The organism is Segatella copri, from assembly GCF_026015465.1.
GTDB lineage: Bacteria > Bacteroidota > Bacteroidia > Bacteroidales > Bacteroidaceae > Prevotella > Prevotella copri_E.
In genome coordinates this window covers 401,784-424,985 of sequence record NZ_JAPDUQ010000001.1, presented here as the reverse complement: position 1 = coordinate 424,985, position 23,202 = coordinate 401,784, and the positions used below count along the sequence as shown (strand labels likewise).

At 42.8% G+C, this 23,202-nt stretch carries 27 protein-coding genes; 14 read left to right on the top strand and 13 right to left on the bottom strand.

Features of this window, described 5'->3' with window-relative positions:
• Window positions 1-8: 8 nt before the first annotated feature.
• The 3 genes from ONT08_RS01795 to ONT08_RS01785 all read left to right on the top strand — a co-directional run bounded on the left by ONT08_RS01795 (window position 9) and on the right by ONT08_RS01785 (window position 3,300).
• Window positions 9-989, top strand: coding sequence for a fimbrillin family protein (locus tag ONT08_RS01795; protein ID WP_264958997.1), 981 nt, complete (start codon window positions 9-11; stop codon window positions 987-989).
• Window positions 990-1,078: 89 nt separating this feature from the next.
• Window positions 1,079-1,981, top strand: coding sequence for a fimbrillin family protein (locus ONT08_RS01790; RefSeq protein WP_264958995.1), 903 nt, complete (start codon window positions 1,079-1,081; stop codon window positions 1,979-1,981).
• Between the two features lie 14 nt (window positions 1,982-1,995).
• Window positions 1,996-3,300, top strand: a complete 1,305-nt coding sequence (locus ONT08_RS01785) for a leucine-rich repeat domain-containing protein (RefSeq protein ID WP_264958993.1) — start codon at window positions 1,996-1,998, stop codon at window positions 3,298-3,300.
• 163 nt (window positions 3,301-3,463) lie between these two features.
• Here the strand turns inward: ONT08_RS01785 and ONT08_RS01780 are convergent, their stop codons facing one another.
• Both ONT08_RS01780 and ONT08_RS01775 read right to left on the bottom strand, forming a co-directional pair.
• Window positions 3,464-4,681, bottom strand: a complete 1,218-nt coding sequence (locus tag ONT08_RS01780; protein WP_264958990.1) for an ATP-binding protein — start codon at window positions 4,679-4,681, stop codon at window positions 3,464-3,466.
• A gap of 190 nt (window positions 4,682-4,871) precedes the next feature.
• Window positions 4,872-5,789 (bottom strand): Rpn family recombination-promoting nuclease/putative transposase, encoded by a 918-nt coding sequence (locus tag ONT08_RS01775; RefSeq protein ID WP_264958987.1) that lies wholly within the window; start codon window positions 5,787-5,789, stop codon window positions 4,872-4,874.
• Between the two features lie 445 nt (window positions 5,790-6,234).
• Between ONT08_RS01775 and ONT08_RS01770 the strand changes: the two genes are divergently transcribed.
• From ONT08_RS01770 to ONT08_RS01740, 7 genes are all read left to right on the top strand, one after another.
• Window positions 6,235-6,438 (top strand): hypothetical protein, encoded by a 204-nt coding sequence (locus tag ONT08_RS01770; RefSeq protein WP_118064236.1) that lies wholly within the window; start codon window positions 6,235-6,237, stop codon window positions 6,436-6,438.
• A gap of 7 nt (window positions 6,439-6,445) precedes the next feature.
• Window positions 6,446-6,973, top strand: coding sequence for a hypothetical protein (locus tag ONT08_RS01765; protein ID WP_118117049.1), 528 nt, complete (start codon window positions 6,446-6,448; stop codon window positions 6,971-6,973).
• Between the two features lie 234 nt (window positions 6,974-7,207).
• Window positions 7,208-7,414: a hypothetical protein gene (locus ONT08_RS01760; protein WP_264958985.1), complete on the top strand. Its 207-nt coding sequence runs from the start codon at window positions 7,208-7,210 to the stop codon at window positions 7,412-7,414.
• 126 nt (window positions 7,415-7,540) lie between these two features.
• Window positions 7,541-7,789, top strand: a complete 249-nt coding sequence (locus tag ONT08_RS01755; protein ID WP_264958983.1) for a hypothetical protein — start codon at window positions 7,541-7,543, stop codon at window positions 7,787-7,789.
• A gap of 99 nt (window positions 7,790-7,888) precedes the next feature.
• Window positions 7,889-8,146, top strand: coding sequence for a hypothetical protein (locus tag ONT08_RS01750; protein ID WP_264958981.1), 258 nt, complete (start codon window positions 7,889-7,891; stop codon window positions 8,144-8,146).
• Window positions 8,143-9,993 carry a GLUG motif-containing protein gene (locus ONT08_RS01745; protein ID WP_264958979.1) on the top strand — a complete coding sequence of 617 codons (1,851 nt, stop codon included), beginning with the start codon at window positions 8,143-8,145 and terminating at the stop codon, window positions 9,991-9,993. Before ONT08_RS01750 ends, ONT08_RS01745 begins: the two co-directional genes overlap by 4 nt.
• Before the next feature lie 22 nt (window positions 9,994-10,015).
• Complete coding sequence (locus ONT08_RS01740) at window positions 10,016-10,159, top strand: hypothetical protein (protein ID WP_264958977.1); 144 nt, start codon at window positions 10,016-10,018, stop codon at window positions 10,157-10,159.
• Window positions 10,160-10,423: 264 nt separating this feature from the next.
• Here the strand turns inward: ONT08_RS01740 and ONT08_RS01735 are convergent, their stop codons facing one another.
• Genes ONT08_RS01735 through ONT08_RS01725 form a run of 3 tightly spaced genes read right to left on the bottom strand, consistent with a single transcriptional unit; the run spans window position 10,424 to window position 11,592 of the window.
• The gene (locus ONT08_RS01735) at window positions 10,424-10,852 is read right to left on the bottom strand and encodes an N-acetylmuramoyl-L-alanine amidase (RefSeq protein WP_264958975.1); all 429 of its coding nucleotides are present in this window, start codon (window positions 10,850-10,852) and stop codon (window positions 10,424-10,426) included.
• A 10-nt stretch (window positions 10,853-10,862) separates the two neighbouring features.
• On the bottom strand, window positions 10,863-10,967 hold the full coding sequence (locus tag ONT08_RS01730) for a smalltalk protein (protein ID WP_022120813.1): 105 nt from the start codon (window positions 10,965-10,967) through the stop codon (window positions 10,863-10,865).
• Window positions 10,968-10,992: 25 nt separating this feature from the next.
• Window positions 10,993-11,592: an HU family DNA-binding protein gene (locus ONT08_RS01725; RefSeq protein WP_264958973.1), complete on the bottom strand. Its 600-nt coding sequence runs from the start codon at window positions 11,590-11,592 to the stop codon at window positions 10,993-10,995.
• Window positions 11,593-12,684: 1,092 nt separating this feature from the next.
• Between ONT08_RS01725 and ONT08_RS01720 the strand changes: the two genes are divergently transcribed.
• Window positions 12,685-13,809 carry a replication initiation protein gene (locus ONT08_RS01720; protein ID WP_264958971.1) on the top strand — a complete coding sequence of 375 codons (1,125 nt, stop codon included), beginning with the start codon at window positions 12,685-12,687 and terminating at the stop codon, window positions 13,807-13,809.
• Window positions 13,810-13,823: 14 nt separating this feature from the next.
• Window positions 13,824-14,048 (top strand): DUF4248 domain-containing protein, encoded by a 225-nt coding sequence (locus tag ONT08_RS01715; protein ID WP_264958969.1) that lies wholly within the window; start codon window positions 13,824-13,826, stop codon window positions 14,046-14,048.
• A gap of 217 nt (window positions 14,049-14,265) precedes the next feature.
• Here the strand turns inward: ONT08_RS01715 and ONT08_RS01710 are convergent, their stop codons facing one another.
• From ONT08_RS01710 to ONT08_RS01700, 3 genes are read right to left on the bottom strand one after another with little or no spacing between them, the layout of a single operon-like run.
• The gene (locus ONT08_RS01710; protein WP_006846253.1) at window positions 14,266-14,646 is read right to left on the bottom strand and encodes a hypothetical protein; all 381 of its coding nucleotides are present in this window, start codon (window positions 14,644-14,646) and stop codon (window positions 14,266-14,268) included.
• A 56-nt stretch (window positions 14,647-14,702) separates the two neighbouring features.
• Window positions 14,703-15,179, bottom strand: a complete 477-nt coding sequence (gene ribH / locus ONT08_RS01705; RefSeq protein WP_006846254.1) for a 6,7-dimethyl-8-ribityllumazine synthase — start codon at window positions 15,177-15,179, stop codon at window positions 14,703-14,705.
• A gap of 28 nt (window positions 15,180-15,207) precedes the next feature.
• Window positions 15,208-15,903, bottom strand: a complete 696-nt coding sequence (locus ONT08_RS01700; protein ID WP_118085965.1) for a tetratricopeptide repeat protein — start codon at window positions 15,901-15,903, stop codon at window positions 15,208-15,210.
• Between the two features lie 209 nt (window positions 15,904-16,112).
• Between ONT08_RS01700 and recF the strand changes: the two genes are divergently transcribed.
• Both recF and ONT08_RS01690 read left to right on the top strand, forming a co-directional pair.
• Window positions 16,113-17,210, top strand: coding sequence for a DNA replication/repair protein RecF (gene recF, locus ONT08_RS01695; RefSeq protein ID WP_264958966.1), 1,098 nt, complete (start codon window positions 16,113-16,115; stop codon window positions 17,208-17,210).
• A 45-nt stretch (window positions 17,211-17,255) separates the two neighbouring features.
• Window positions 17,256-17,546 (top strand): DUF721 domain-containing protein, encoded by a 291-nt coding sequence (locus ONT08_RS01690; protein WP_118200460.1) that lies wholly within the window; start codon window positions 17,256-17,258, stop codon window positions 17,544-17,546.
• Window positions 17,547-17,564: 18 nt separating this feature from the next.
• Here ONT08_RS01690 and ONT08_RS01685 read toward each other — a convergent pair whose 3' ends face one another.
• The 5 genes from ONT08_RS01685 to ONT08_RS01665 form a co-directional block, all read right to left on the bottom strand.
• Entirely contained in the window at window positions 17,565-18,110 is a 546-nt protein-coding gene (locus tag ONT08_RS01685) for a 5-formyltetrahydrofolate cyclo-ligase (protein ID WP_118067154.1), read from the bottom strand.
• 3 nt (window positions 18,111-18,113) lie between these two features.
• Window positions 18,114-19,841 (bottom strand): S41 family peptidase, encoded by a 1,728-nt coding sequence (locus tag ONT08_RS01680; protein ID WP_264959555.1) that lies wholly within the window; start codon window positions 19,839-19,841, stop codon window positions 18,114-18,116.
• A 45-nt stretch (window positions 19,842-19,886) separates the two neighbouring features.
• Window positions 19,887-20,339, bottom strand: a complete 453-nt coding sequence (locus ONT08_RS01675; RefSeq protein ID WP_006846261.1) for a deoxycytidylate deaminase — start codon at window positions 20,337-20,339, stop codon at window positions 19,887-19,889.
• Between the two features lie 4 nt (window positions 20,340-20,343).
• Entirely contained in the window at window positions 20,344-22,431 is a 2,088-nt protein-coding gene (locus tag ONT08_RS01670; protein WP_264958961.1) for a M3 family metallopeptidase, read from the bottom strand.
• A gap of 95 nt (window positions 22,432-22,526) precedes the next feature.
• On the bottom strand, window positions 22,527-23,201 hold the full coding sequence (locus tag ONT08_RS01665) for a Crp/Fnr family transcriptional regulator (RefSeq protein ID WP_119236282.1): 675 nt from the start codon (window positions 23,199-23,201) through the stop codon (window positions 22,527-22,529).
• Between the last annotated feature and the right edge of the window lies 1 nt (window position 23,202).

Genomic DNA, 23,202 nt, shown 5'->3' with positions numbered 1-23,202 from the left:
CAACATTTATGAAGAAATTTAGATTCTTATACATCGCTGCCGCAGCATTGCTGTTTGCAGCTTGCGCTAACGAAGAAGACGGTCTCGGCAACAATGGTCCTGTTGCAGCTACAGTAAAGACGGATATTTCCAACAATATCAAAACCCGTGGAACTGCAGATAACAACAGCTGGACAGCAGGCGATGCCATTGGCGTGTACGTCACTTCCGCAGGAAACACAAAAGGAACAAATGTAAAGTATGAATATGACAAATATGGTGAATTTGTTTCGGCAAATCCTATTTATTTTAGAGATAACGCGGAACAGATATTCAGTGCGTATTATCCATACATTGATGACCCCAATAATGACAAATTCGATGAGGATGGTTGGTTAATAAATGATTGGACTATTGATTACAGCAATCCAAGTAATACCTTATTAGCAAACGATTTTCTCTTTGCCTCGGGAGCAATAGCCAGCAAAGCATCGCCAATGGTTAATTTCATTGACTTGAATAATGTGGGTGAATCCTTGCCAGAGAAAGACCATCGCTTTAAGCACAAGATGAGTATGATAGAATTTACGGTCTGTGCAGGAAAAGGTATAGAGGCCAGCAAGAGTGATCTTCAAAGTATAACATTGGACAAGATAAAGACACAGGGTAAGATAAATGTAAAAACAGGTGCGACAGAAGCCACCGGGACTTCTTCCCCAATAACCTTACCAGTAACAGGTCTTTTGACCGATGTCAGGGTCTGCAAGTTTATACTCTTCCCGCAACAGTTCGAAAACAAAGAATTGCCCATTAGTTGTAATGTGATGTATAACGAAAATACGATTAACAATTATACAACAAAGATAAACCTACCAAATGGATTCGAAGGTGGTAAAAAATATACTTATACTATCACTGTTATAAATAATAGTATAGTAATAGGAAATGCAAACATAACGAGTTGGGGTATTGGCACAGACAATGAAAGGCTCGATGCAGAAATAGAATAATTCTGATAAATAAGGTACTGAAAATAGGGAATACAGGGTTAGTGAGCTTGGCCGCTCACTAACTCACTAACAATAAAAAACTGAAGATTATGAAGACGATAAAACAAAGAATTTCCTATGCGGTAATGGGCCTTATGGCTATGGGCTTTACAGCATGTACGCAAAATGAAGATATGGCTCCAACGCTGAAAGGGCAGGAAATCAATGCCACTTTCTCTGTTGGAGGTATGCAGACTCGTGTCAATACATTAGGATATGGTGACAGTTGGGAGGACAAAGATGAACTGAAAGTATCGATATTTACGGATTATGATCCTGGTAGTACGGCTGTTCTTTCTTTTAATAGTGCAACAAACGAATGGTCTCGCAGTGGAAGTTTTCGTTGGTTAGATAAAATCGATGAACATACAATATTGGCTGTATATCCATCTGACACGGATTTTGGGAAATATAATCTACAGTATGATTTACAGACAGACCAAAGCAGCGAAGGTAATTTGAAAAACGCTGATCTCATAACTGGATATTGGCACGATTTTCCTCGGTTCGATTTAAGCATTCCTATGAAGCATCGCATGTCGCTGGTTACAATAGTATATCATGTTGGAACTGCAGATTATCCTAATATGGATATTAGTGAACCACAAGTGTATTCTAAACACACCAGCGTTTATTATAACAGAGACGACCGAGGACAAGGGCAATTTGTCATGATTACACCTACTGCTAATCCTGCTTGGGTACAAGCCTGTAAGCATGACGATGGTATGTTTTCTGCAATCGTTATCCCTGGTTCATACATTAAAGATGAAGTCTTCTTGAAATTCAAGATAGGCGACAATAATTTTAATGCTAAAATGAAGATGCCTACCGACTTTGAAGAGGGTAAACGCTACACCTACAAACTCGATGTAGGAAAAGACAAAGTTGAACTGACCAGAATCAGCATAGATAATATGACTGGTTGGACAAACGAAGATGAACTCAAATAATTGGAGGAAAGAATATGAAAAAGATATTTCAATACATCATGCTGGCAGTCGTTACTATAGTAATGGCGTCATGCACAAGTGATATAGAAGAAACAACCGCAACAACAGGCAAGAGCAACGTACAGTTGGTTGTTGGTGAATTTCCGGCATTCGGAGATTCACAGACTCGTACTATTGGTACACCTGATGAAGGCAAGACTTCATGGGCTGAAGGAGATGAGTTGCTTCTGGTGATAGACAACACCTCTTATGGAAAACAATATGCAACTTTTACATATAATGGCAGTAGCTGGGAATTGACAAGTGGTGAATTGGTTTATCGGGAAGGAGACCCTGCATACATACCTCATGTATATTATGCCCCTAATTACAAATGGGAAGCCGGCAAATTAGTTTTGAAAGAAGGCAAGGTTGCTGGAACCGATGAATATATCGAGGGAAATGCAAGAATCACTGGTAATGGTGAGACTATAACCGTTTCTTTTGCCGGAGCAACACGCAACTATTCCCGCCTCCGCATTGCAACTATGCCAAATAAGCCAATAACAGTAGCCATCAGTAAATACACTCCTGCGGGCAGCAGCGATATGAAATGGGATCAAAATTATGCCCTTACATCTGATGAAAAGGGCAATGCCTATTTATATGGTACTTTTGAAAATAATTCCGAAGTTACAGTGAAATATAGAGAAGCAGCTTTGACAACTTATACATTCTCGCAAGCAACAGAGAGTGCTAAGAGTTATGCTCTGGATGCTACTGTTGTTTCGCTGGCTGACGAAGGTATCACTTACGATCAAATTGTGGAAGACGTCAAGAAGGAATTGGATGCGGGCAAGACTTACATCAATCTCATTCTTGCTCCCGATGTGGATGCAGAAACATTGGAAGCAATAAATATCGGACTTAAAGATGCAAGGGATGGGAGTATAAACCTTACTTTGATAGGATGTAAGAAGATTCCTTATGGAGTATTTATGCACTGTAAGATGCTGAAATCCATAGCCCTCCCAGATGTTACAGAAATCGAGGGAAAAGCTTTTTCAGGTTGTACAAGACTTAAAAAAGTAGTTTTAGGCAATCTTACAAAAGTATATGGCAATGTCGGAAAGAATGGTATCTTTGATGGTCTCGACACTAAAAACATCGATTTGGTTTTGTCAAAAGACCAGAAAGCTATGAATGATGGCGAAGCCGAAGGTAGGTATTGTTGGACTGCTGATATTATTAAAGATTATGATCTTAGTGATGAACATGTCAGCAAAAAATTCCTTGGGTATGAATTTAAGTCCATAACGTGTAGATATAAATTTGAATAATAAAGTAGATTGTTTAACTCCTAAGCTGGGCAAGGAGTATAAGTTGCCCAGCAAACATATCCCCCCGCACTTCAGGGTAAAACGACAAGGGTCTATATGCCACGATGAAAAGGTGGGCGTATAGACCCTTGATTATATGGTGATATTCGTAATCTATCTGGCATCAAACCAAAGTAGTCATTTTCAGAAAATCTCGCAGATGAATGTGCTTAATGCCATCAATATTGGTTTGACTGTAAAGCCTATCCATAGAAATCACGTATTTGGGATGACTGTCTTTTATCAATTTCAAATTGCCGAATTCACGCTCTACCGTTTCCTCAGAAGCCAGCAGATAGGTAACTTGCACATACGCCACACTATCCGCTTTCTCGGCAACAAAATCAATCTCAGCCTTATACATCTGACCAACATATACTTTATACCCCATCCTGCACAAATGGATATATACAGCGTTTTCCATCACCTTTTCGATATCAAAACGCCTGTTGCCACCTATAATATGATTCCTGATTCCCAGGTCTTCGAAATAGAACTTGTCGCCTAACTCGAAAAGTCGCTTGCCATGAATGTCGTATCTGTTAACTCGATCGATAATAAAAGCATTGCTTAAATACTCCAAATACGTGAGAATCATCTTGGCAGACGTTTCGGTGTTCTGGCTTTTCAGAAATTTTACAATACTCGTTGCTGAGAATTGTTTACCGATATTATCGCTCACAAACTTCAGCAGCGTTCGCAACAATGGTATGTTTCTGATGTTTTCTCGCTCTATGATATCACGAAGTACTATCGTATTATACACATTGTCAAGATAATCTTCTACCAAATCCGTATTTTCCAATCCTAAACTGCGCAACTGAGGGAGCCCGCCATACTGCAGATACAGGTTCAAGGAAGCATCATCATCCTTCAGTTCATGGAACGTCAGAAACTCTTCATAGCAGAGTCCTCTAATGCGATAAGCAATATATCTGCCTCTCAGGCGAGTTGCCAGTTCGCCCGAAAGCATCTTGGCGTTGCTGCCGGTAATCATAATCTGGCAGGTATCATCCGATTGGATACTGAGGAGTGCTTTCTCGAAATCAGAAATCTCCTGCACCTCATCAATAAACAGATAGTTTTCCTTACCCTCAACGATGTTGGCTGCTACATAAGCCTCCAGATCCTGATAGTTGGCTATCATATCAAATGAGGTTTTCTCCTTATCTATATAGATAACGTGATTTTCTTCATTCTCAGCGATGTGATTATAAATTCGCCGCATCACACAACTCTTGCCGACACGCCTCTGGCCCGTCAATGCAATCATCATTCCACGTCCTAACATGCGTTCGATACGATTGGAATACCCCAGTCTTTCTAATATTTTTTGTTTCATACGAGTAAAACTTTTCGCAAATATACTCTTTTTGTTTCACATAAGTAACAAAAACGATAGATTTTTTGTTTTTATTACTTATAATTAACAGGTTTGGTACACATTGCGCCTCACGGGAAGCGACAAGGGTCTATATGCCACGAAGAAAAGGTGGCGTATAGACCCTTGGTTATATGGTGATATTCGTAATCTACATCTCCGCTTTCAGCAGCTTTATCTCTTCTGCCGTCAGCCCCGTCATATCCATGATAGACGCTTCATCCATACCCTTTGCCAGCATCTTCCTGGCAATTTCAAGGCTTCGCTGGGACATGCCTTCTTCTATGCCTTCAGCTCTGCCTTTTTCCATGCCTTTCGCCATGCCTATTTCTATACCTTCACGCTTGGCAGTGTCTACGGAATTCTTGATGTCGCGATATGCCATCTTGCTGGTCTCGTACTCCCTCATTTCCTGCGGAGTAAACTTGGCAATCTCGGCTTCCTCGAAGAGGCGGTCGAAGACTTTATCGCACAGTTCTTTAGGGCGCTGGGTAAGCTTGTAGAGGTTCTTGAGTGCATAGAGCCACTTCTCGTAGAGCGTATCCAGTTCTTCCAGGGTTTTGTTGAACTTGGAAATCTCTACATAGATATATTCGAGCTTGTCGTAAAATACTTTGTGGGTAGCTGTGTCGCACAACTGTACATGATGGCGGATTTTCTCCTTGTCGAAGGCATCCTCGTTCATGCTGAAGTTGAGCAGGGCTACGGTATAGACATGATTGAGTCTGAAATCCCATTCATTCCCCTTTGGTGCCTGTTCACGGATAGGGAAGGTTGAGTAGAAAAGGGCGCGATCCTTGAAATACGTCTGGTAGGCATTCTGCATTTCTACGATGAACTTCTCGCCGTTTTCGCCTTCGCAATATACATCGAAGATGGCTCTGCGGTCGGTATAGACATCTCCCACGTGCTCCGGGTTCAGATACGACACGTCCTTCACAACCTGTCTGCCATTAAACAAGCTGTTGAGGAAGCAAATGAGCAAATCCTTGTTCATTGCTGTTCCAAAAATTCGCTTGAAACCGAAGTCGGTCAGCAAGCTGATGTATCTTTCTTCTACCTGCTTCATAATCTCTGTTTTAAAATTCACTACTGCAAAGTTACGACTTTATTTTCAAACCCGCAAGAGATTTCTGTGAAAAGTTTATGAAAAAGTAAGAGATTGCGTTTCTTATGTGACAGGACAAGGGTCTATATGCCACGATGACAAGTGGTGTATAGACCCTTGATTATATGGAGATTTTCGTAATCTACATCTCCGCTATTCTGTATTTATGATATGGCGGATGGCATGCAGGCGGTAACAATGCCGTTTACAACCCATTGGGGATATGATACGGATGCTGACAGAGTCGGAATTTATGTGTTTTATGTTGTTTTCTTCACGAATAATTTGGTAGTTACAAATAAACAGTGTATCTTTGCAGCAGAAATGCTGCACTCGGTAATTTGAGAACAAATTTTCATTGTGCCTGTTTGTATTATCAATAAATCAAATAACAAAAATTCTGCTTATGGGAAAGATAGTAGATAAAACAGAGACTAAGATAGTTACGCTTGATGGAGTTGAGATTATCAAGCAGGTAACGAAGGTACTTATGCCTAATGGTAAGTACCGATATCCTACTGTGTATTTTACGGTTAACGATGATGTCAAGGCTCTGACAACAGAACAATTAGACAAAATCCGCATCCCTGTCTACAAACAGTTAATTTGAAATTAATATGGAAGAAAGTGAAGGTTATCCCTTCGTCTTTCAAATGATAGACAGGGATAGTGCAGATGAATGGCTGATTGAAACTTTGCAGTATAGATTCAAGTCAGCTAAATCTCATCATTCTTATATTGTAAGAGTTGAGCGTTATCAGGAACATGCTTATTGCGTGAAGTTCTTTGATAAGGCCAATATGAATAGTAAATTGAAATTTAGTCTTCGTACTAACACTTTTGAGCCAAGAATCATTTTCTATACATTGTTCCATATTATGCTTGATGTATTGAAAAGAGATAGCAAAGCCTCATTCTTCTTTGTTGGTGCAGAAGATGAAAATGATGAATTAGGAATGGCGACAAGACGATTTCGTGTATATAAGAAATTCACTACGTCTGTGGTATCTGAAAGATTATTCAAGCATTATGCAATAGAAAATGAGTCTTTGTATATTCTGATTAATAAGAACAGTTGTTCTGATTGTGATGATTTAGCCAAAAGAATTACTGTTGCAGTAAAAAAACTATTCTCTCGTCATTAAAATATAATTAGGTTAACAGTATATATCTGATTACGGGAAACAGCAAGGGTCTATATGCCACGATGACAAGTGGTGTATAGACCCTTGATTATATGGTAACTAAAGTTTCGCAAGTTACTTGAATATACTGACAAGGAAAAGACTTTACATTCGAAGCTTTCTGAAAGACTCCGGAAAGAGAAGTGAAAGAAGCTGGAAGACTAGTGCGCCAGCGGGGTGATACCATATTGAGTCATGGTTATCCTGTCGCGCTCGTTGGATATCCCTAAGGCGGAGCGGTCCCGATACTTCTTGGAGACTGACATCATTTCAGCCGAGTACAGCTTCTCTGCCCGCACCTGTCTGTACCGCATTTTCAAATTAAAAGAAGGCTGTACTCCTGCCGAATGGCGGGAGAAAATGGCTGAAAATGTAGCCGCAGAGGATAAAATGCAGGATTAACCATTTTTCGATAAATAACAGAAAAATGCATCGCGAAATGAAAAAATACGTTAAAAAGGGTGTCGCATTCATAGGAATGCGACACCTTTTTTGAAAAAAAAACACTATCTTTGCACCATGGAAAATATGATAGAGACTTTCACGAAAGAGGAACAGGCTATTTTCATTGTGGCATTGTGCCTTCTGTTGTTCGCCATAGTCGTGAGCTATGCCATGGTTCAAGACTACAGGATATATCTTGATGAAAATTACAAGGCTCGCTACAGCTTCTGTGATTTCATCAAGAGAGAAAGATTCTATATCTATCTGTTTCTCGGACAGACTTTCGTCGTCATCCTGGGAATGACAGTATATCTGATGGCAATGAGAGAATAGGTGCTTCGGTGGATAATGCCGCTGCATAGTGGCAAGATTTGGCTGAATGCGCAAAAGTATTTATTTTTACAAGAATTTATTAATTCAAAAACAAAAAATATGAAAAAGAATTTTGTAAAATCGAGATGGTTTTTCACGATGCTCTTGTTCGTGACAACCATGATTATGCCATCCATGATGTTGGCGAAAAGTATTCCTCTAGCCATACCGGAAGGTAAAGGCACCGTAGACGAACCATATCAAATTAGTAACCGAGCCGAACTTTATTGGTTTGCAGGTCTGGTGAATGGTACGCTTCCAGAGGGGGGGGAAAGAATTTATCTGCCAATGCAATCCTCACGGCAAACATTATCGTGAACACAGGCGTTCTTGACGCAAATAAAAATCTGGTAAGCAAAAGCGACCTTACAGAATGGAAACCTATTGGTGCTCGTTGGTCTTCATATACTGGCACCTTTGATGGCCAGGGATACACCATCAGCGGATTGTATTTCAATAATCCTACCTCATCTTATGTTGGCTTGTTTGGCAGCATAGGAGCCAACGGTAAGATTTCCAACGTAGGAGTTTTGGATTCATATTTTCAGTTCAGTGAGCTTGGGGGAGGTGTATGCGGAGTGAATTATGGCACTGTCAGAGATTGCAAAAATACAGGTTCTGTCAGAGGATTAGCAGCAATAGGCGGCGTGTGCGGATTAAATGAAAAAGGCGGAATAATAGAAAACAGCTTTAATGAAGGCACTGTCAGCGGAACAGGTGATAATGTTCAACAAGTCGGTGGCGTGTGCGGCTATAACAATGGCACAATCAAAAGCTGCTATAACACAGCTTCTGTAAGCGGACAAAATTCTGTCGGCGGCGTGTGCGGCTTTAACTCGCGTGGTATAATAACAAATTGCTTTAATGAAGGCACTGTAAGCGGACAAACTTTTGTCGGCGGCGTGTGCGGAAATGGCTGTGGTGTTACAACAACAAATTGCTTTAATGGAGGCATTGTCAGCGGACAAAGTCACGTCAGCGGCGTGTGCGGATATGACTATAACTATGATGGTACATTAACAAATTGCTATTATCTTAGTGACACAGCCAAAGGCGGTATAAACGGAAAAGATGTGAGTGGCAAGGCAGAGGGAAAGTCCATAGAGCAGTTTAAGAGCGGTGAGGTGGCTTATTTGCTCAACGGAAGTACATCAGAAGGCGAACTGGCTTGGTACCAGAAACTAGGCACAGATGCTTATCCTGTACTGACAGCTACAAAGGGTAATACAGTATATAATGGATCATTCCGTTACTGCGACAATACGGCTACCTCATATAGCAACAGCACTTCTGAGGATGTGCTGGTTCACCAAATGTCTGCCACCTTGGCAAGTCCTGAACATGACGCCGACAAACACATCTATCACATGGGCTGCCGCAACGAGGGCTGTACTCTGCATAAGTATGTAGCAGACATGGCTGGAAACATCGAGGTAACAAAGGATGCAAACAACAAGTTTGTGGCTACCGAAGATCTGACACTTGCCGACGGCGAGGACTTCAAGGACTATGAGCCATTCATATCCAAGACCATCTCTTATAGCCGAAATATCCCTGAAGGTTCCACCTGGGGAACGCTCTGCTTGCCTTTCGCCATTGACCAGAGCAAAGAAACAGGATGTAAGTTCTATCGTCTTACAGGTATTGATAATGATTGTATCACTCTTGAGAGTTATGAAGAGGGCATAATCCCTGCCGGCACTCCGGTGCTCTTCAAGATGAATGAGGGTAAGACATCACTTAGTCTTTCTGCAAGCAATGCAGAAATTGCAACTGCCCCAACAGTAGCTGGAACAAACAAAGATGTCAACCTCGTAGGTTCATTCACCAAGATTGGCGGCAAAGACAATCAGGGTCTTGATAAAAACGACTACATCATTGGTAAGAATAAGTTCTGGCGTGTCTCTGACTTGAATGATGGCAATGGCGTGGGCATCAAACCGATGCGTGCATATATCCATCCTGCCTATGAATATCTGGCAAGAGCAGCCATGCTGAGCATCGGAAAGGGTGATGGCACTACTGCCATTGACAACCTCAACGCTATCAGCAACGATGCCAATGCAGAATACTATGATGCGAATGGTCGTCGTACCAATGGTCTGCAGAAGGGCTTGAACATCGTGAAGCGTGGCAGCAAGACTTATAAAATCATGGTTAAGTAAAGAATTTTAAAATCAAAAGGATATGAAAAAGAAAGAATATACAAAGCCAGAGATGCAGGTGGTAAACATCACCTCTTGCACCCTCCTCGCAGCATCTACTATGGGTCAAGGAGGCAATGGCAATGATAAACCAGATATGGAAGACAACTGGTATTGGGGTGAGTAACAGTCATTATAACGCCTAACGGCAAAATACAAGAAGCCCCCGGTGCTATACGCATCGGGGGCTTTTACCATTTTCTCACGGGAAACAGCAAGGGTCTATATGTCACGATGAACAGGAGGCGTAAAGAGAATGTTGAATGTTGAGTGTTGAATGGAAGAAATATAACGACAAAGAAAAAGGGCGCATCCAATCCGGATGCGCCCTAACTTGTTAAATAAATTCAGAGGGTTTCTGCTCATGAAAATCCCTCTTAATGGAAGAGAATCAGGAAGCATCCAGAAGGTACTGGAGCTTCGTGGCATCAAAACACGGACAGGCTTTCTGAACGCCAGGCAAATCGCGATGACCCAGGATGGTACGGATGCCCGGAAAACGATGGTGAAGTTCCTGAATCAGATGCTTCATCGCCTCCTTCTGCTTAGGAGTGCGGGTGTCGCTGATGCAGCCCGATGGCGAAAGACCACCCTCGTAACAGATGCCTATGCTGTGCGCATTGTAACCGAGGGCATGAGAGCCCATACGCTCTACCGGGCGACAGGCATGAACCACTCCATCCAGCGTGATGTAGAAATGGTAGCCGATGTCAGTCCAGCCGTTGTTATGCACATGGTCGTAGCGCAGCATCTTCATCGTATAACGGTGATCGCAGCGGCTACCGCTGCAATGCACCACTATCATATCGATATCTCTCATAGGCATCCTTCTAAAGTCCACCTGCCGAAACGCCCAACGCCCCGAGGAGAGCTGTCAGTACGGTTACTGCAAACTTGAGAATCTCATTCCATTTCTGCTTGTTCTTTTCTGTCATAATCTATTCTGTTTTAAAAGGTTAATTATTCTAATCCGTCTCCAGTGTTGCCAGTGCTGCCTGTTCCGCCACCCGTGGTTTCGCCGCCAGTAGTGCTGCCGCCTGAGGTGTTGCCACCCGTGGTATCGCCGCCTGAAGAAGCATTGTCCTTGGCAGGCTTTTTCTTAGCCTCCTCGATGTCGAGGGTCTTGGCACCCTCCTTCTCGGCCTTGAGGGCAGCCTTCTGTACGGCACGTGATGCAACCTGCTCAAACTCCATACCTACGAAGATGTTGGCAAGATCGCTGCCCGGGATAAACTGGATGTTCACACCCTTGATGTTGATGTCGCTCTTGAATTCGGCTGCGGTTGCCGCACCCTCACTGGTAAGCTGGAGGCGGAACTTGCCCAACTCGCCGAAATCAATCTGGTTGCCTCGCTGCAACTCGATGATCATGTTCTCCTGCATACTGACCAGAACGGCTGTTACATCCGCATAGGATACAGTGGTCTGCATAGAGATCAACTTCGCAAACTTCTTGAGCGAAATAGACTCGTTCATCTGAGCACGGGCGTAGAACTTAGGAACTCCTGCTTTGTCACCAAATTTTGACGCAAGCTTTACTAAACTGTAATTAATTGCCATAATACATAAAATTTTAAAATTGTGAATAATCATGTTGTGCACCGGTCTCTTCCCGAATGCTGATACAAAGATACAACATCGGCGGAGCTCCACTTGTCCACTTTGGTACGATAAGTACCAGTTGTGCACTATTTGGCTCAATTATGTATACTTTTGCATGCAAGCGTATGCAACAGAATACTGATATGGTTCAGTCAGCTACTCCAGATGGTTCTGTCAGCGAGTCAAGACGTCTCGATAAATCGACGGATACGACTCCGTTAGCCTACGTTGTCGAATCCTTAACCCGATGCAGTCGAATCCTTAACCTTGTCCAGACGTCTGCGTAACCCAGTGCAGCCATATCCTTAACCCGACGCAACCGCTTCAGTTGGTAAACGGAAGAACATCATTTTTTCACCTCATTTTGGTGGGCAATGACTATCAGGGCAATTTAGTCTTTCAGAGGGTACCATGAGGGCCAATAATAGGTACCATGAGGGCCAATCATGTATTTTCTGATATGCCCGAATGACTATCTTGGCGAATCTTAAAAATGCAAGACGCTGAATATCAGATAGTTAAATACTAATTTTTCTTTCCTATACTATACCAAGTATATTATATATATACATTTACATCAATTACACTATACGTAATACGGGAAGAAAAAGATTTTTTTTCGACAAATCAGCCACTAAAATGCATTTTTCTCTTCAAAAAATTTGCATAAGTCTGAAATAAATATTATTTTTGCATCATGAAAGCGCGGAGAATGCGATTCTCCTCCCGATGAAGGACACCGGGATATGCTTTCGGTTAAGGATTAGAACATAGCTCATTGAGTAGGAATCGGCCCCAAAAGATGAGTGACCAAATAGTAATCTTTACAAGGCATTCTATGCCTGATAAATTTGATGAAAATTTATCGGCATGGATGCGAAGTAAGGTTATTTGGTAATAAGAAGAAATGGCCGATTTACAATCCTTTATGGATGTAACATTTCAACTTATCATGTCATCCTTACTCCAATTCCATGCCGGTTTTCAATAAACAATAACCAAGACTTGCCCCAATCGGTAGGCCTCTAATGATCTTAAAAGTAAACGGAAATGGAACAAGTTAATCAACAGCCTCCGGGCGGGCAGCAGTCCTTCCCTCAGACAAATTCTCAACCTGAGAAACAACTGATGACCATCCTTGGCGTACAGGGATTGTCTTACCAGAACTATTCGGTGGTAGAACTCAAAATCGTTCTACAGATTATCAGGCATGCCCAGAAAGTTATTCAAGACTATGTAGTGCCTTATCACACAACTTCACAAACTTTTAATGGCTTCACCGCAGAACAGAGAGCTGCAGACCACACCGATGTCATCATGAAACTGTCGGAGTTTCCTTATGGTGCTCATCATTATCCGCAATTGCGCGATGCCATCAAGCGTATAGAATCCCAGCCCATCCTGCTGCCGTTTAAGCAGGCCGAGCGGACATTATACCGGAAATTTTCATGCCTGTTTAAGAGTGAGATATACCAAGACCGGCACAAGAACTGGATGGTAAAATTCCGCTTCGACAACAACGTGATACGGTTTTTCTACAGTTATGAAAAGGGAGTCAGCCATATCGACCTCAATGCCATCAAGCAATGCCGCAGTGCATCGAGCATCAAGTTATATATCATCATGAACTGCTGGGGTGCAAAGGGATTCACTATCTGCAAAACGGCGCACTTCCAGCAACTGATGCATGGCAGGGCTGATTATTACAAGACCTGGTCGGAACTGGACAGAAAATGTCTGGTAACTGCCTGCAAAGACCTCAAACGCCTTTACCGTAACCGCATCATCGACCAGTATATTACCTATAAGCCTTTCTTTCTGGAAGAGGGTGAAAAAGTGAAGCATCACCTGCCCGAGCACATCACCTTTACCCTGCACGACCGTCGCACTTCTGGCGAAACTGCGGAGGGTGCAGAAGTGAGCAGCGAACTGAGAGGGCAGCGGAGCAAACTGAAACTCCGGCTGCAATGCAATTACGATGTGAGCGAGAAGAAGGCTGAGCAGTTGAGCGGCTATCTCAGGTTAGATATGATTGGCGACCTGGAGGACTTCTTCCAGCGAAAGGATTATTACATAGCCAACTGCAGGCGTTCGAACAAAAAGATGAACACGGGTGGCTATATGACCACAGCCATGGTAGGTTTCTTTAAGGATCATGGTGTAGAAGGATTGTAAAAAATATAAAGCTTATGAATTATCCCCAACGTATGTACAGCAAGACCGAACTCGGTCTGCTCTACTTTCCCGACACAACTGACGGGGCGACAGCGCGCCGTCATATCATGGACTGGATCAAGCGTTGCGAGCCCCTCTGGAACGAGCTGCAGCGCCTAGGCTACCAGAATAGTAGCCAGTATTTCCCTCCCCGCCAGGTATCCACCATCTTCGAATATCTGGGCGAGCCGGGGGCATAAAGAGAATGTTAAAAAGGTAAAAGGGTAAAAAGGTAAAAAAGTAAAAAGGTAAAAAGAGCCTAGCGGAATGTTAAGCTAGGGTGCTCTTTTTACCTTTTTTTTAGGGGACCAGCGATGGAATCGCTGGGGACGGGGGCGCGAAGGGGGTAAGGCTCTTTTTACCTTTTTACCCTTTTACCTTTTTACTTTTAAAAGCCTTTTACCTTTTAAAGATAGTTTATTTCAATAACTTTTTGTAGTCCTTGTCAAATCCTTGAGGATGACGTCCGATGAAAAGAACATTGAGTAAGCAGTTGGCTGCCAGTTCTACATCATTGAGATCAGCGCCTTTGCCTTTTTTGACTTCCTTTCCCAGACATACATCCCATGTGGACTGGAAACAGCTATCATTTGCTCCAACAAACATATCATTTGAGTCAGGATCTTCCATCAGTTCAAACTTGATAACCTTTTTGGATGTGATAGGTTGGATATTGCAAAGCATATCGAATGCTTTTTCAAAAATATCGCGATGCAACTGTGCATTTGGAAACATCACATTGACTGTTGGAAAAATCTCTTCAAATTCAAACGACTGCAATAGCTGGTAGAGTTTCATATGCTTATACCTTATTATATATATAACATTCAGTTTATCAACTCTCGTTGTGAAGACTAGAACTTAGCCATCTTGATAGCATCTATAGCACACTCATCACCCTTGTTACCCAACTTGCCGCCGCTACGATCCTTAGCCTGCTGCAGATCGTTGGTAGTCAAGAGACCATAGATAACAGGAATTTCCTGAGTAGCATTCAGACGGGCAATACCGTAGGTAACACCCTCGCAGATGTAATCGAAGTGAGGAGTTTCACCACGTATCACACTACCTAAAATGATGACTGCATCATAGCCGCCATTCAAAACCATTTGATGGGCTCCGTAGATAAGCTCAAAGCTGCCTGGAACAGTTTTCACATGGATATTCTCAGTGAGAGCTCCATGTTTTTCGAGTGTTTTTACTGCTCCGTCGAGCAAAGCGCCCGTTATCTCAGGATTCCATTCTGCTACAACGATACCAAAGCACATGTTACTGGCGTCTGGTATTTTAGTAAAGTCGTATTCAGATAAATTATGAAGTGCTGTTGCCATATTGATTTCGAATAGTTATCAGTACAGATTAGTTAGAAGCGCGCTCGATGTACTTGTCGATTTCGCCACTCTGTACGAGCATAGCGTTAACATACTTCTTCTTAGCATCCTGATAAAGCTTCAAAGCTTCATCTTTCTTACCCTGGCTTTCGAGAATCTCGCCTGCCTTGATAATGAATGTAGGAGAAAGACTGTTGTTTGTACCATCTTCGGCCTTGCTGTCAGCCATAGAAGCAGCCTTCTTGAAAGCATCTACAGCCTTGTCGAGCTGGTTGAGATGCGCATAAGCATCACCTAAGGCAGCTTCAGCAGCAGGACTGATCATCTGGTCGTCTTCTGAAGAGAAAGCTTCCAGACTCTTCTGAGCTTCTGCCCATTTGCCGAGGTTTGCATAGCAAAGACCAGCATAGAGGTTTGCCAGGTTACCTGCATCTGTGCTGCTGTATTCGTCAGCAATCTTAGTAAAACCTACATAGCCAGCGCCATCACCCTTCAATGCCTGCTCATACATCTGGTTAGCAAAGTAGGTCTGACCCTTAGCAAGCATAGTGCTAGCCTTGTCCTCACGTGGACCTGAGATCTGAGATACATAACCGAATACACCTGCAATGATAACAATGATAGCTACTACTGCAATGATAATTGCCTTCTTGTACTTCAAGAAGAAGGCCTCACGAATGTTTAGGCTCTCTGTTTCCTGAGCCTGTACGTTGTTGTTTGCCATTTTTATTTTGCTTTTTTATTATTCTATACTTTTTCGTTTCTGGTTTTGGGGCAATCTGCTCAATAGAAAGTTAGCTTTCAAATTGTGGAATGCCGCTAAACTTCTGCAAATTTACTCAATTTTATTCAATTATTGAAATTTCTAGCCTATTTTTTTTGTTTTTTCCTCTTTTTCTGCTAACTTTGCACTATAAAAGCAGAAAAGAGACTATGATTTTAAAGAATATTTCCATTATTAACTTTAAAAATATAAAGAGCGCCAATCTGGAGTTGTCGCCCAAAATCAATTGTCTGATAGGACATAATGGCATGGGAAAGACTAATTTCCTTGATGCCATCTACTATCTCTCTTTCTGTAGGAGTGCCTATAATTCTATCGATTCCCAGATTATTACTCATGATGAACCTTTCTTTATGCTGGAGGGAAATTATGATAATGATAAGGGGGAGATAGAGAATGTTTACTGTGGCATGAAACGGGGTACCAAGAAGCATTTCAAAAGAAACAAGAAGGAGTATAAGCGTCTTTCGCAACATATTGGGCTTATCCCTCTGATTCTGGTTTCTCCATCTGATGTTTCTCTGATAGAAGGTGGGAGTGAAGAGCGCAGAAAACTGTTGGATGTGGTTATCTCTCAGTATGATTACTCTTATATAGAGGCTTTGTCCAACTATAATAAGGCTTTGCAACAGAGAAATGCTTTGCTGAAAATGGAGGAGGAGCCTGATATTACGCTGCTGGAACTTTGGGAGCAGCAGATGGCGAGTAATGGTGAATTGCTGTACCAGAAACGGCAGGCTTTCGTTGACGAACTGGTTCCGCTGTTTCAGCAGATTTATCAGCAGATTTCGGGTGATAAGGAGCAGGTCCGTCTTCACTATGTTTCTCATTGTCAGCGAGGTCCTTTGTTGGATGTTATCCAGCGCGACCGGTTTAAGGATCGTGCTGTAGGGTATTCTCTGCATGGTGTTCACCGTGATGATCTGGAGTTTTTGCTGGGTGATTATCCGATGAAGAGAGAGGGAAGTCAGGGGCAGAACAAAACTTTCGTGATAGCCCTGAAACTGGCTCAATTTACTTTCCTGCAGCGCACGAGTTCCAATACGCTTCCTTTGCTCCTCTTAGATGATATTTTCGATAAGTTGGATGCTCAGCGGGTTGAGGCTATTGTGAAACTGGTTGCCGGTGACCATTTCGGACAGATCTTTATTACGGATACGAACCGTGATCATTTGGATAAGATTCTCCAGAACATGCAGGGAGATCATACGATATTCTATGTAGAGAATGGGGAAATAATAAAGTAGAAAACTAAGGGAAACAGATCATGTTTCCCTTAAAATTTTAAGAATATGTTTAGAAGAAAAGTTAAGTCAATAGCAGAACTCTTGCCCGAATTTCTGAGAAAGGAAGGCTTGGAGACTCCTTTGCAGCAGAAACGCCTGATAATGAGTTGGGATTCTGTGGTAGGGGAAAATATTGCTGCATATTGTGGTGAGAAGTTTATCAAGAACCAGACTCTCTATGTAAAGATAGAGAATGCTGCATTGAGGGCTGACCTCACGATGAGCCGTGCTACCCTTGTTCACCGTTTGAATGAACAGGTTGGTGCACAGGTTATTGCAGATATACGCTTTTATTAATATTCCCCGCTCTATATGCTATATGATTTCGTCCATGCATATATCTGTAGGGGTAACAGGAAGGAGTCCTTCCTCTTTGATTTTCTGGAAGTCGAAACAGATTCCTATTTTGTATGCATGTGGAATCTGGGCAAGAAATCTGTCGTAATAGCCTTTTCCTCTTCCTAACCGGTTGCCTTTCATATCGAAACTCATACCTGGGATTACGGCAAGTTCTATCTCAGGATATTTCTCTTCCGGATAAATCTTGCCTTTCGGTTCAAGTATATGATAGGCTCCTTCCTTCAGGTCTTTAACTCCGGAATATTCTCTCAGTTCCATATTCGTATCGTCCAGCACAACGGGCAGTATCACCCGTTTTCCCCTGGAAACAAGTTGGTCTATATAATGATGGGTGTCCACTTCATCAGGAAGCGAATAGTACATCAGTATGGTTTGGGCATTCTGAAGATGCGGATTGGAATCTAAACGTGATAATACAGAAAGCGACAGTTCCTCAAGTTGTCTTGAGGAATACTGTCGCTTTCTGTCTTTTATGATTTTTCTTAATTCTTTCTTGTCCATGCGTTAAGCATTTGCTATCATACAATTATTATAGTGTAAGGAAGAATAGTTGTAGGGCGTATTCGCCATAGCTATCTTTTCTTTCTTCGCAGCGCGTTTTTTTGCTGGCTCTGGTTTCTTTGGAAATGCTGCATGGTTCTCAAATACATCCAGCGTCTTTTTGATGACTGGATCATCAAGATTGATGTACTGGGTCCATGCCTGCTCGTCCAACATATTGTAGATGATACGGCTGTCGATGACACGGTCTAATAGTTTGTGTGATTTCTTGATTAAAAGATTTCTACGTTTCAAACCACGTTTATCAGCATAGCTGGCAAACTTTTCAACCATGTCCTGACTGTCAAGATAATCGGCAAGTTCCATCATCTCCTTGAAGTTGTTCAACTTCGGACGGTTATCGTCTGTATAAGTGAAGGCAAACTGCAAGATGAGACCACTCAGACTAGCCTCCTTGAAATAGGATGTCACGCCTAGCGTATCTTCAGGAACAAAGATGTCTGGGGTGATGCCACCTCCGCCATAGACAATACGGCCGTTACCTGTATGATAAGCTGGTCCTGTATGCTTGATGCTATCCTGTGAGAAGAACTCTCCGTGCTGGTATCTGTCAAGCAAGTCTTGCTCATAATCCTTGTCATCGCCCAGCGTATATGGCTTCTGGATGCATCTTCCTGAAGGAGTATAGTAACGCGCAATGGTCAGACGGATGAGGCTGTGGTCAGGGAATTCTATCTGTTGCTGAACCAGTCCCTTACCAAACGAGCGTCGTCCGATGATGGTAGCTCGGTCATTATCCTGCATGGCACCCGCAAAGATTTCTGCAGATGATGCAGAACCTTCATTGATGAGGACTACCATCGGAATCTTCTGGTAGGCACCCTTACCGTCACTCATATAGTTATGTCTAGGCGATTTGCGTCCCTGTGTGTAAACGATGAGCTTCTTGTCTGGCAAGAATTCGTTTGCCATGTTTACTGCAGCCGTCAGGTAACCACCTGAGTTATCACGAAGGTCAATACAGAGGTTGGTGAATCCCTGTTGTGAGAGTTTGGCCAGAGCAATCAGCATTTCCGGATAGGTGTTCTCGCCAAAGTTCTTGATACGGATATAGCCGGTTTTGTCGTTTAGCATGTAAGCTGCCGTAACACTCTTTGTCGGTATTTCACCTCGGGTTACGGTAAAGGTCTGAACCTTCTTGCTTCCATATCGTATAACTCCGATTTTCACCTTGGTATCCTTTGGACCCTTCAGGCGATGCATAGCCTCCTGATTGGTTACAATCTTGCCAACAAAAGGCTTGCCGTCTACGGCTACAATCTTATCTCCTGCCAAAAGTCCGGCTTTCTCGGCAGGACCATTCTGTATCACATTCTGTATATGTATTGTATCTTGGCGGATGACAAACTCTACGCCTACACCCGAGAACGAGCCTTTCAGATCATCGGTGGCCTGAGCAGCGTCTTTAGCACTGATATATACGGAATGTGGATCCAGTTCTGCTAAAATCTGTGGAATTGCCTTATCTACCAGCGAGTCGATGTTCACGGCATCTACATATTGGTCATCAATAAGATGGAGCAGGTTGTTCAGACGGTTGCTTCCACTATTGATAACGTTGAGGCGATTTCCTGAGAAATGGTTGGAAAAGAATGTTCCGATGATAATGCCTATCACAACACAGAATGCCATGATGAATGGCATAAAGCGGTTGGTCTTATTCTTACTCATGTTCATAACAATTCTCTTTTTACTAACGTTTTATCTATCTTATCTCTAATCTTCTACAGAAGATGTCTTTTCATCAGGATTGAGGTATTCTACCTTGATTCCTGCTCGTTGCATCAGTTTGATACCATCGTCCAGACGGTATTTCTCTGCATATACAACACGTTTGATGCCCGACTGTATGATCAGTTTGGCACATTCTATACATGGAGAGGCGGTGACGTAAAGCGTACTTCCCTCACTGTTATTGCTGCTGCGAGCCAATTTCGTAATAGCATTAGCCTCCGCATGGAGAACGTATGGCTTGGTTACGTTGTTATCCTCACAGACATTTTCAAATCCGCTCGGTGTACCGTTGTAGCCATCACTGATAATCATTTTATCTTTTACAACCAGTGCACCTACCTGTCGGCGTTTGCAATAGCTGTTTTCAGCCCATATACGTGCCATTCGCAAATAGCGAAGGTCGAGCTTGGTTTGTTTGGAAAGTTCGTTTGCCATCCTCTTATCCTTTATTTTGTACCTTGATTTCATTACGTTCCAGCAGTGCATCGATGGTTGGCTCTTGTCCACGGAACCGTTTGTAGAGAACCATAGGATGCTCTGTTCCACCCTTAGAGAGTACGTTGTCACGGAAACTTTGAGCAGTCTTCTGGTCGAAGATTCCATTCTTCTTGAATACACTGAAAGCATCAGCATCCAATACTTCTGCCCATTTGTAGCTATAATATCCTGCGGCATAACCTCCTGCCATGATGTGTGAGAACTGTACGGTCATACAGGTTTCCTGCAACTGTGGCAATATCATCGCCTTTTTCCAGGCTTCCTTTTCATAAGGCATGATGTCGGCAGTAAATTCTTTCTTTTGGGTGTAGTATGCCATGTCAAGCAATCCGAAACTTACCTGGCGCAAGCAACCGTAGGCTGTCATGAAGTTGCGACTCTTCATGATGCGCTCTATGAGTTCATCTGGCAATGGTTCACCTGTCTGATAGTGGAAGGCAAATGTACGGAGAAAATCTTTCTCTATTGCATAATTCTCCATAAACTGTGATGGCAATTCTACGAAGTCCCACCAAACGTTGGTTCCCGAAAGACTCTCGAAGCGGGTATTGGCAAACATGCCGTGAAGACTGTGACCAAACTCATGGAGGAAGGTTTCTACTTCTCCTAATGTCAAGAGAGCAGGCTTTTCTTCTGTTGGCTTGGTAAAGTTCATTACCACACTTACGTGAGGACGTATGTTGTTGCCCTTATGGTCTATCCACTGTCCCTGGAATTCTGTCATCCAGGCACCTCCTTGCTTGCCCTTGCGAGGGTAGAAGTCGGCATAGAATACAGCCAGATAGCTTCCGTCTTTATCAAATACCTCGTATGCCTTGACGTCTGGGTGGTATACCGGTATCTCTTTGTTCTCCTTAAAGGTGATGCCATACAGTTTGTTGGCGAGGCCAAACACACCGTCTATCACTTTGTCCAGCTGGAAATAAGGGCGAAGCATTTCTGCATCGAGATTATATTTCTCCATCTGGAGTTTATGAGAATAGAAGCCGAAATCCCATGGTTTCATTTCGAAATCTTTACCCTCCAGCTTCTTGGCAAGGGCTTCCACTTCTTTCACTTCCTTTTCTGCCGTTGGCTTATAAGCCTCTATCAGGTCGTTGAGAAGTTTATATACATGTTCTGTATTGCTTGCCATACGATGGCGAAGAACATAGTCGGCATAGGTTTCGAAACCGAGCAACTGGGCGAGTTCTCTGCGCAGGTTTACCAGTCGTTTGCAGATTTCCAGGTTGTTCTGCTCATTATCATGGGTACATACCGTATTGCGTGCCATATACATCTGTTTGCGGAGCTCACGCTGGGTAGAGTAGGTCATGAAAGGAGAATAACTTGGATAATCGAGTGTAAAGATCCAGCCTTCTTTTTCCTGCTCTTTGGCGGTATGCGCAGCGGCAGCTTTTGCTGTTTCTGGAAGTCCGTCGAGCTGAGCTTCGTCTGTGATATGGAGCGTAAATGCCTTGTTTTCTTTTAAGAGATTCTGTGAGAACTGCAGAGTGAGCATACTGGCTTCTTCTGTAAGTTCGCGAAGTTTCTCTTTACCTTCTTCATCTAAGAGTGCACCGCTGCGTACGAATCCGTCATAGCTGGTGTCCAGAAGCATCTTCTCTTCAGGAGTCAGTTCTCTGTTTGGATGATCGTGAACGAACTTGATGCGTTCGAAGAGTTTCTTGTTCAGCGTGATGTCATTTGCGTGCTTGGTGAGAATCGGACTCATCTTCTGCGCAATCTCTTCCATCTCATCACAGGTTTCAGCACTCATCATGCAAGAGAAAACGTTAGATACACGGCTCAAGAGGTCGTAATAGTGTTCGCCCTTATCGGTATCAACTCTTGCAATGGTATTCTCAAAGGTTGGCTCTTCCGGATCGTTTACAATCTTGTCTGTAGCCTCGTCATCACGGCGGATTCCCTCCATGAATGCTGGCTCATAATCTTCGAGACGGATTCGTTCGAATGGTACTGTATCGTGCGGTGTATTGTAAGGCACGAAGAATGGGTTGGTTCTATTTTGTATTGTATTGTCTTGCATATTGTTACTTTTTAGCTGCAAAGTTAGCAAAAAAATGCTTTATTGCCTTGATAATAAACGTTTTTAACTTATATTTATCGGTCGTTATATTTTCTTTAGCGTTTGATGAGATTTTCCAGTGCAGGGATATAGATTCTGCCTCGTTCTAGCTGGATAAGTCCTTCTGACTGTAATTCGTTGAGGGCTTTGGATACATAGATGCGCTTTACATTCATCTCTTCTGCTAAACGGGCCATCTTGATATGAAAGATTTTCTTGCCTGCCGGGCGGACGCTGTGGCTCTCGAAGAAACGGATCAGGCGCTCACTCAGTGTCTTGGCAGGAACTCTGAACAGTCTGCGGTTGTTCTTCTGGGATTGGGTGCAGACCAAGTTCAGAAGATTGATGCGGAATATTTCATATTCATCGGATAACTTCATGATCTCTTGCTTGCTGACTGACATGATGCTGCAGCTGTTCTTTGCCACATAAGTGTGAGTGAAGCGCTGGGTAAGACCGAAAAGTCGTTCCAACTGGAATGATTCCGGTGCCGAAATGTCTTCTTCTACCTGATAGCCGTAGTCATCTGCCTGGGTTATCACCTTAATATCTCCACTGATTAAATAATATAGACGTGTACAACTGGTGCCTTCTTCAACTATAGTTTCACCCGCTTCCAGTTTTTGAAAGTCAAAACGGGTTTTACCAGCTACATTTTGGAAGTCATAGCGAGTCATTCCCAAGAATAATGGGAGTGATAATAAACTGTCGTATAGTCTATTGGTTGACATG

Excerpts from the sequence above, each read along its gene's own strand:
- ONT08_RS01795 (WP_264958997.1), top strand. The coding sequence starts at position 9 with ATGAAGAAATTTAGATTCTTATACATCGCTGCCGCAGCATTGCTGTTT.
- ONT08_RS01790 (WP_264958995.1), top strand. The coding sequence starts at position 1,079 with ATGAAGACGATAAAACAAAGAATTTCCTATGCGGTAATGGGCCTTATG.
- ONT08_RS01785 (WP_264958993.1), top strand. The coding sequence starts at position 1,996 with ATGAAAAAGATATTTCAATACATCATGCTGGCAGTCGTTACTATAGTA.
- ONT08_RS01780 (WP_264958990.1), bottom strand. The coding sequence starts at position 4,681 with ATGAAACAAAAAATATTAGAAAGACTGGGGTATTCCAATCGTATCGAA.
- ONT08_RS01775 (WP_264958987.1), bottom strand. The coding sequence starts at position 5,789 with ATGAAGCAGGTAGAAGAAAGATACATCAGCTTGCTGACCGACTTCGGT.
- ONT08_RS01770 (WP_118064236.1), top strand. The coding sequence starts at position 6,235 with ATGGGAAAGATAGTAGATAAAACAGAGACTAAGATAGTTACGCTTGAT.
- ONT08_RS01765 (WP_118117049.1), top strand. The coding sequence starts at position 6,446 with ATGGAAGAAAGTGAAGGTTATCCCTTCGTCTTTCAAATGATAGACAGG.
- ONT08_RS01760 (WP_264958985.1), top strand. The coding sequence starts at position 7,208 with ATGGTTATCCTGTCGCGCTCGTTGGATATCCCTAAGGCGGAGCGGTCC.
- ONT08_RS01755 (WP_264958983.1), top strand. The coding sequence starts at position 7,541 with ATGATAGAGACTTTCACGAAAGAGGAACAGGCTATTTTCATTGTGGCA.
- ONT08_RS01750 (WP_264958981.1), top strand. The coding sequence starts at position 7,889 with ATGAAAAAGAATTTTGTAAAATCGAGATGGTTTTTCACGATGCTCTTG.
- ONT08_RS01740 (WP_264958977.1), top strand. The coding sequence starts at position 10,016 with ATGAAAAAGAAAGAATATACAAAGCCAGAGATGCAGGTGGTAAACATC.
- ONT08_RS01735 (WP_264958975.1), bottom strand. The coding sequence starts at position 10,852 with ATGAGAGATATCGATATGATAGTGGTGCATTGCAGCGGTAGCCGCTGC.
- ONT08_RS01730 (WP_022120813.1), bottom strand. The coding sequence starts at position 10,967 with ATGACAGAAAAGAACAAGCAGAAATGGAATGAGATTCTCAAGTTTGCA.
- ONT08_RS01725 (WP_264958973.1), bottom strand. The coding sequence starts at position 11,592 with ATGGCAATTAATTACAGTTTAGTAAAGCTTGCGTCAAAATTTGGTGAC.
- ONT08_RS01720 (WP_264958971.1), top strand. The coding sequence starts at position 12,685 with ATGGAACAAGTTAATCAACAGCCTCCGGGCGGGCAGCAGTCCTTCCCT.
- ONT08_RS01715 (WP_264958969.1), top strand. The coding sequence starts at position 13,824 with ATGAATTATCCCCAACGTATGTACAGCAAGACCGAACTCGGTCTGCTC.
- ONT08_RS01710 (WP_006846253.1), bottom strand. The coding sequence starts at position 14,646 with ATGAAACTCTACCAGCTATTGCAGTCGTTTGAATTTGAAGAGATTTTT.
- ribH (WP_006846254.1), bottom strand. The coding sequence starts at position 15,179 with ATGGCAACAGCACTTCATAATTTATCTGAATACGACTTTACTAAAATA.
- ONT08_RS01700 (WP_118085965.1), bottom strand. The coding sequence starts at position 15,903 with ATGGCAAACAACAACGTACAGGCTCAGGAAACAGAGAGCCTAAACATT.
- recF (WP_264958966.1), top strand. The coding sequence starts at position 16,113 with ATGATTTTAAAGAATATTTCCATTATTAACTTTAAAAATATAAAGAGC.
- ONT08_RS01690 (WP_118200460.1), top strand. The coding sequence starts at position 17,256 with ATGTTTAGAAGAAAAGTTAAGTCAATAGCAGAACTCTTGCCCGAATTT.
- ONT08_RS01685 (WP_118067154.1), bottom strand. The coding sequence starts at position 18,110 with ATGGACAAGAAAGAATTAAGAAAAATCATAAAAGACAGAAAGCGACAG.
- ONT08_RS01680 (WP_264959555.1), bottom strand. The coding sequence starts at position 19,841 with ATGAGTAAGAATAAGACCAACCGCTTTATGCCATTCATCATGGCATTC.
- ONT08_RS01675 (WP_006846261.1), bottom strand. The coding sequence starts at position 20,339 with ATGGCAAACGAACTTTCCAAACAAACCAAGCTCGACCTTCGCTATTTG.
- ONT08_RS01670 (WP_264958961.1), bottom strand. The coding sequence starts at position 22,431 with ATGCAAGACAATACAATACAAAATAGAACCAACCCATTCTTCGTGCCT.
- ONT08_RS01665 (WP_119236282.1), bottom strand. The coding sequence starts at position 23,201 with ATGTCAACCAATAGACTATACGACAGTTTATTATCACTCCCATTATTC.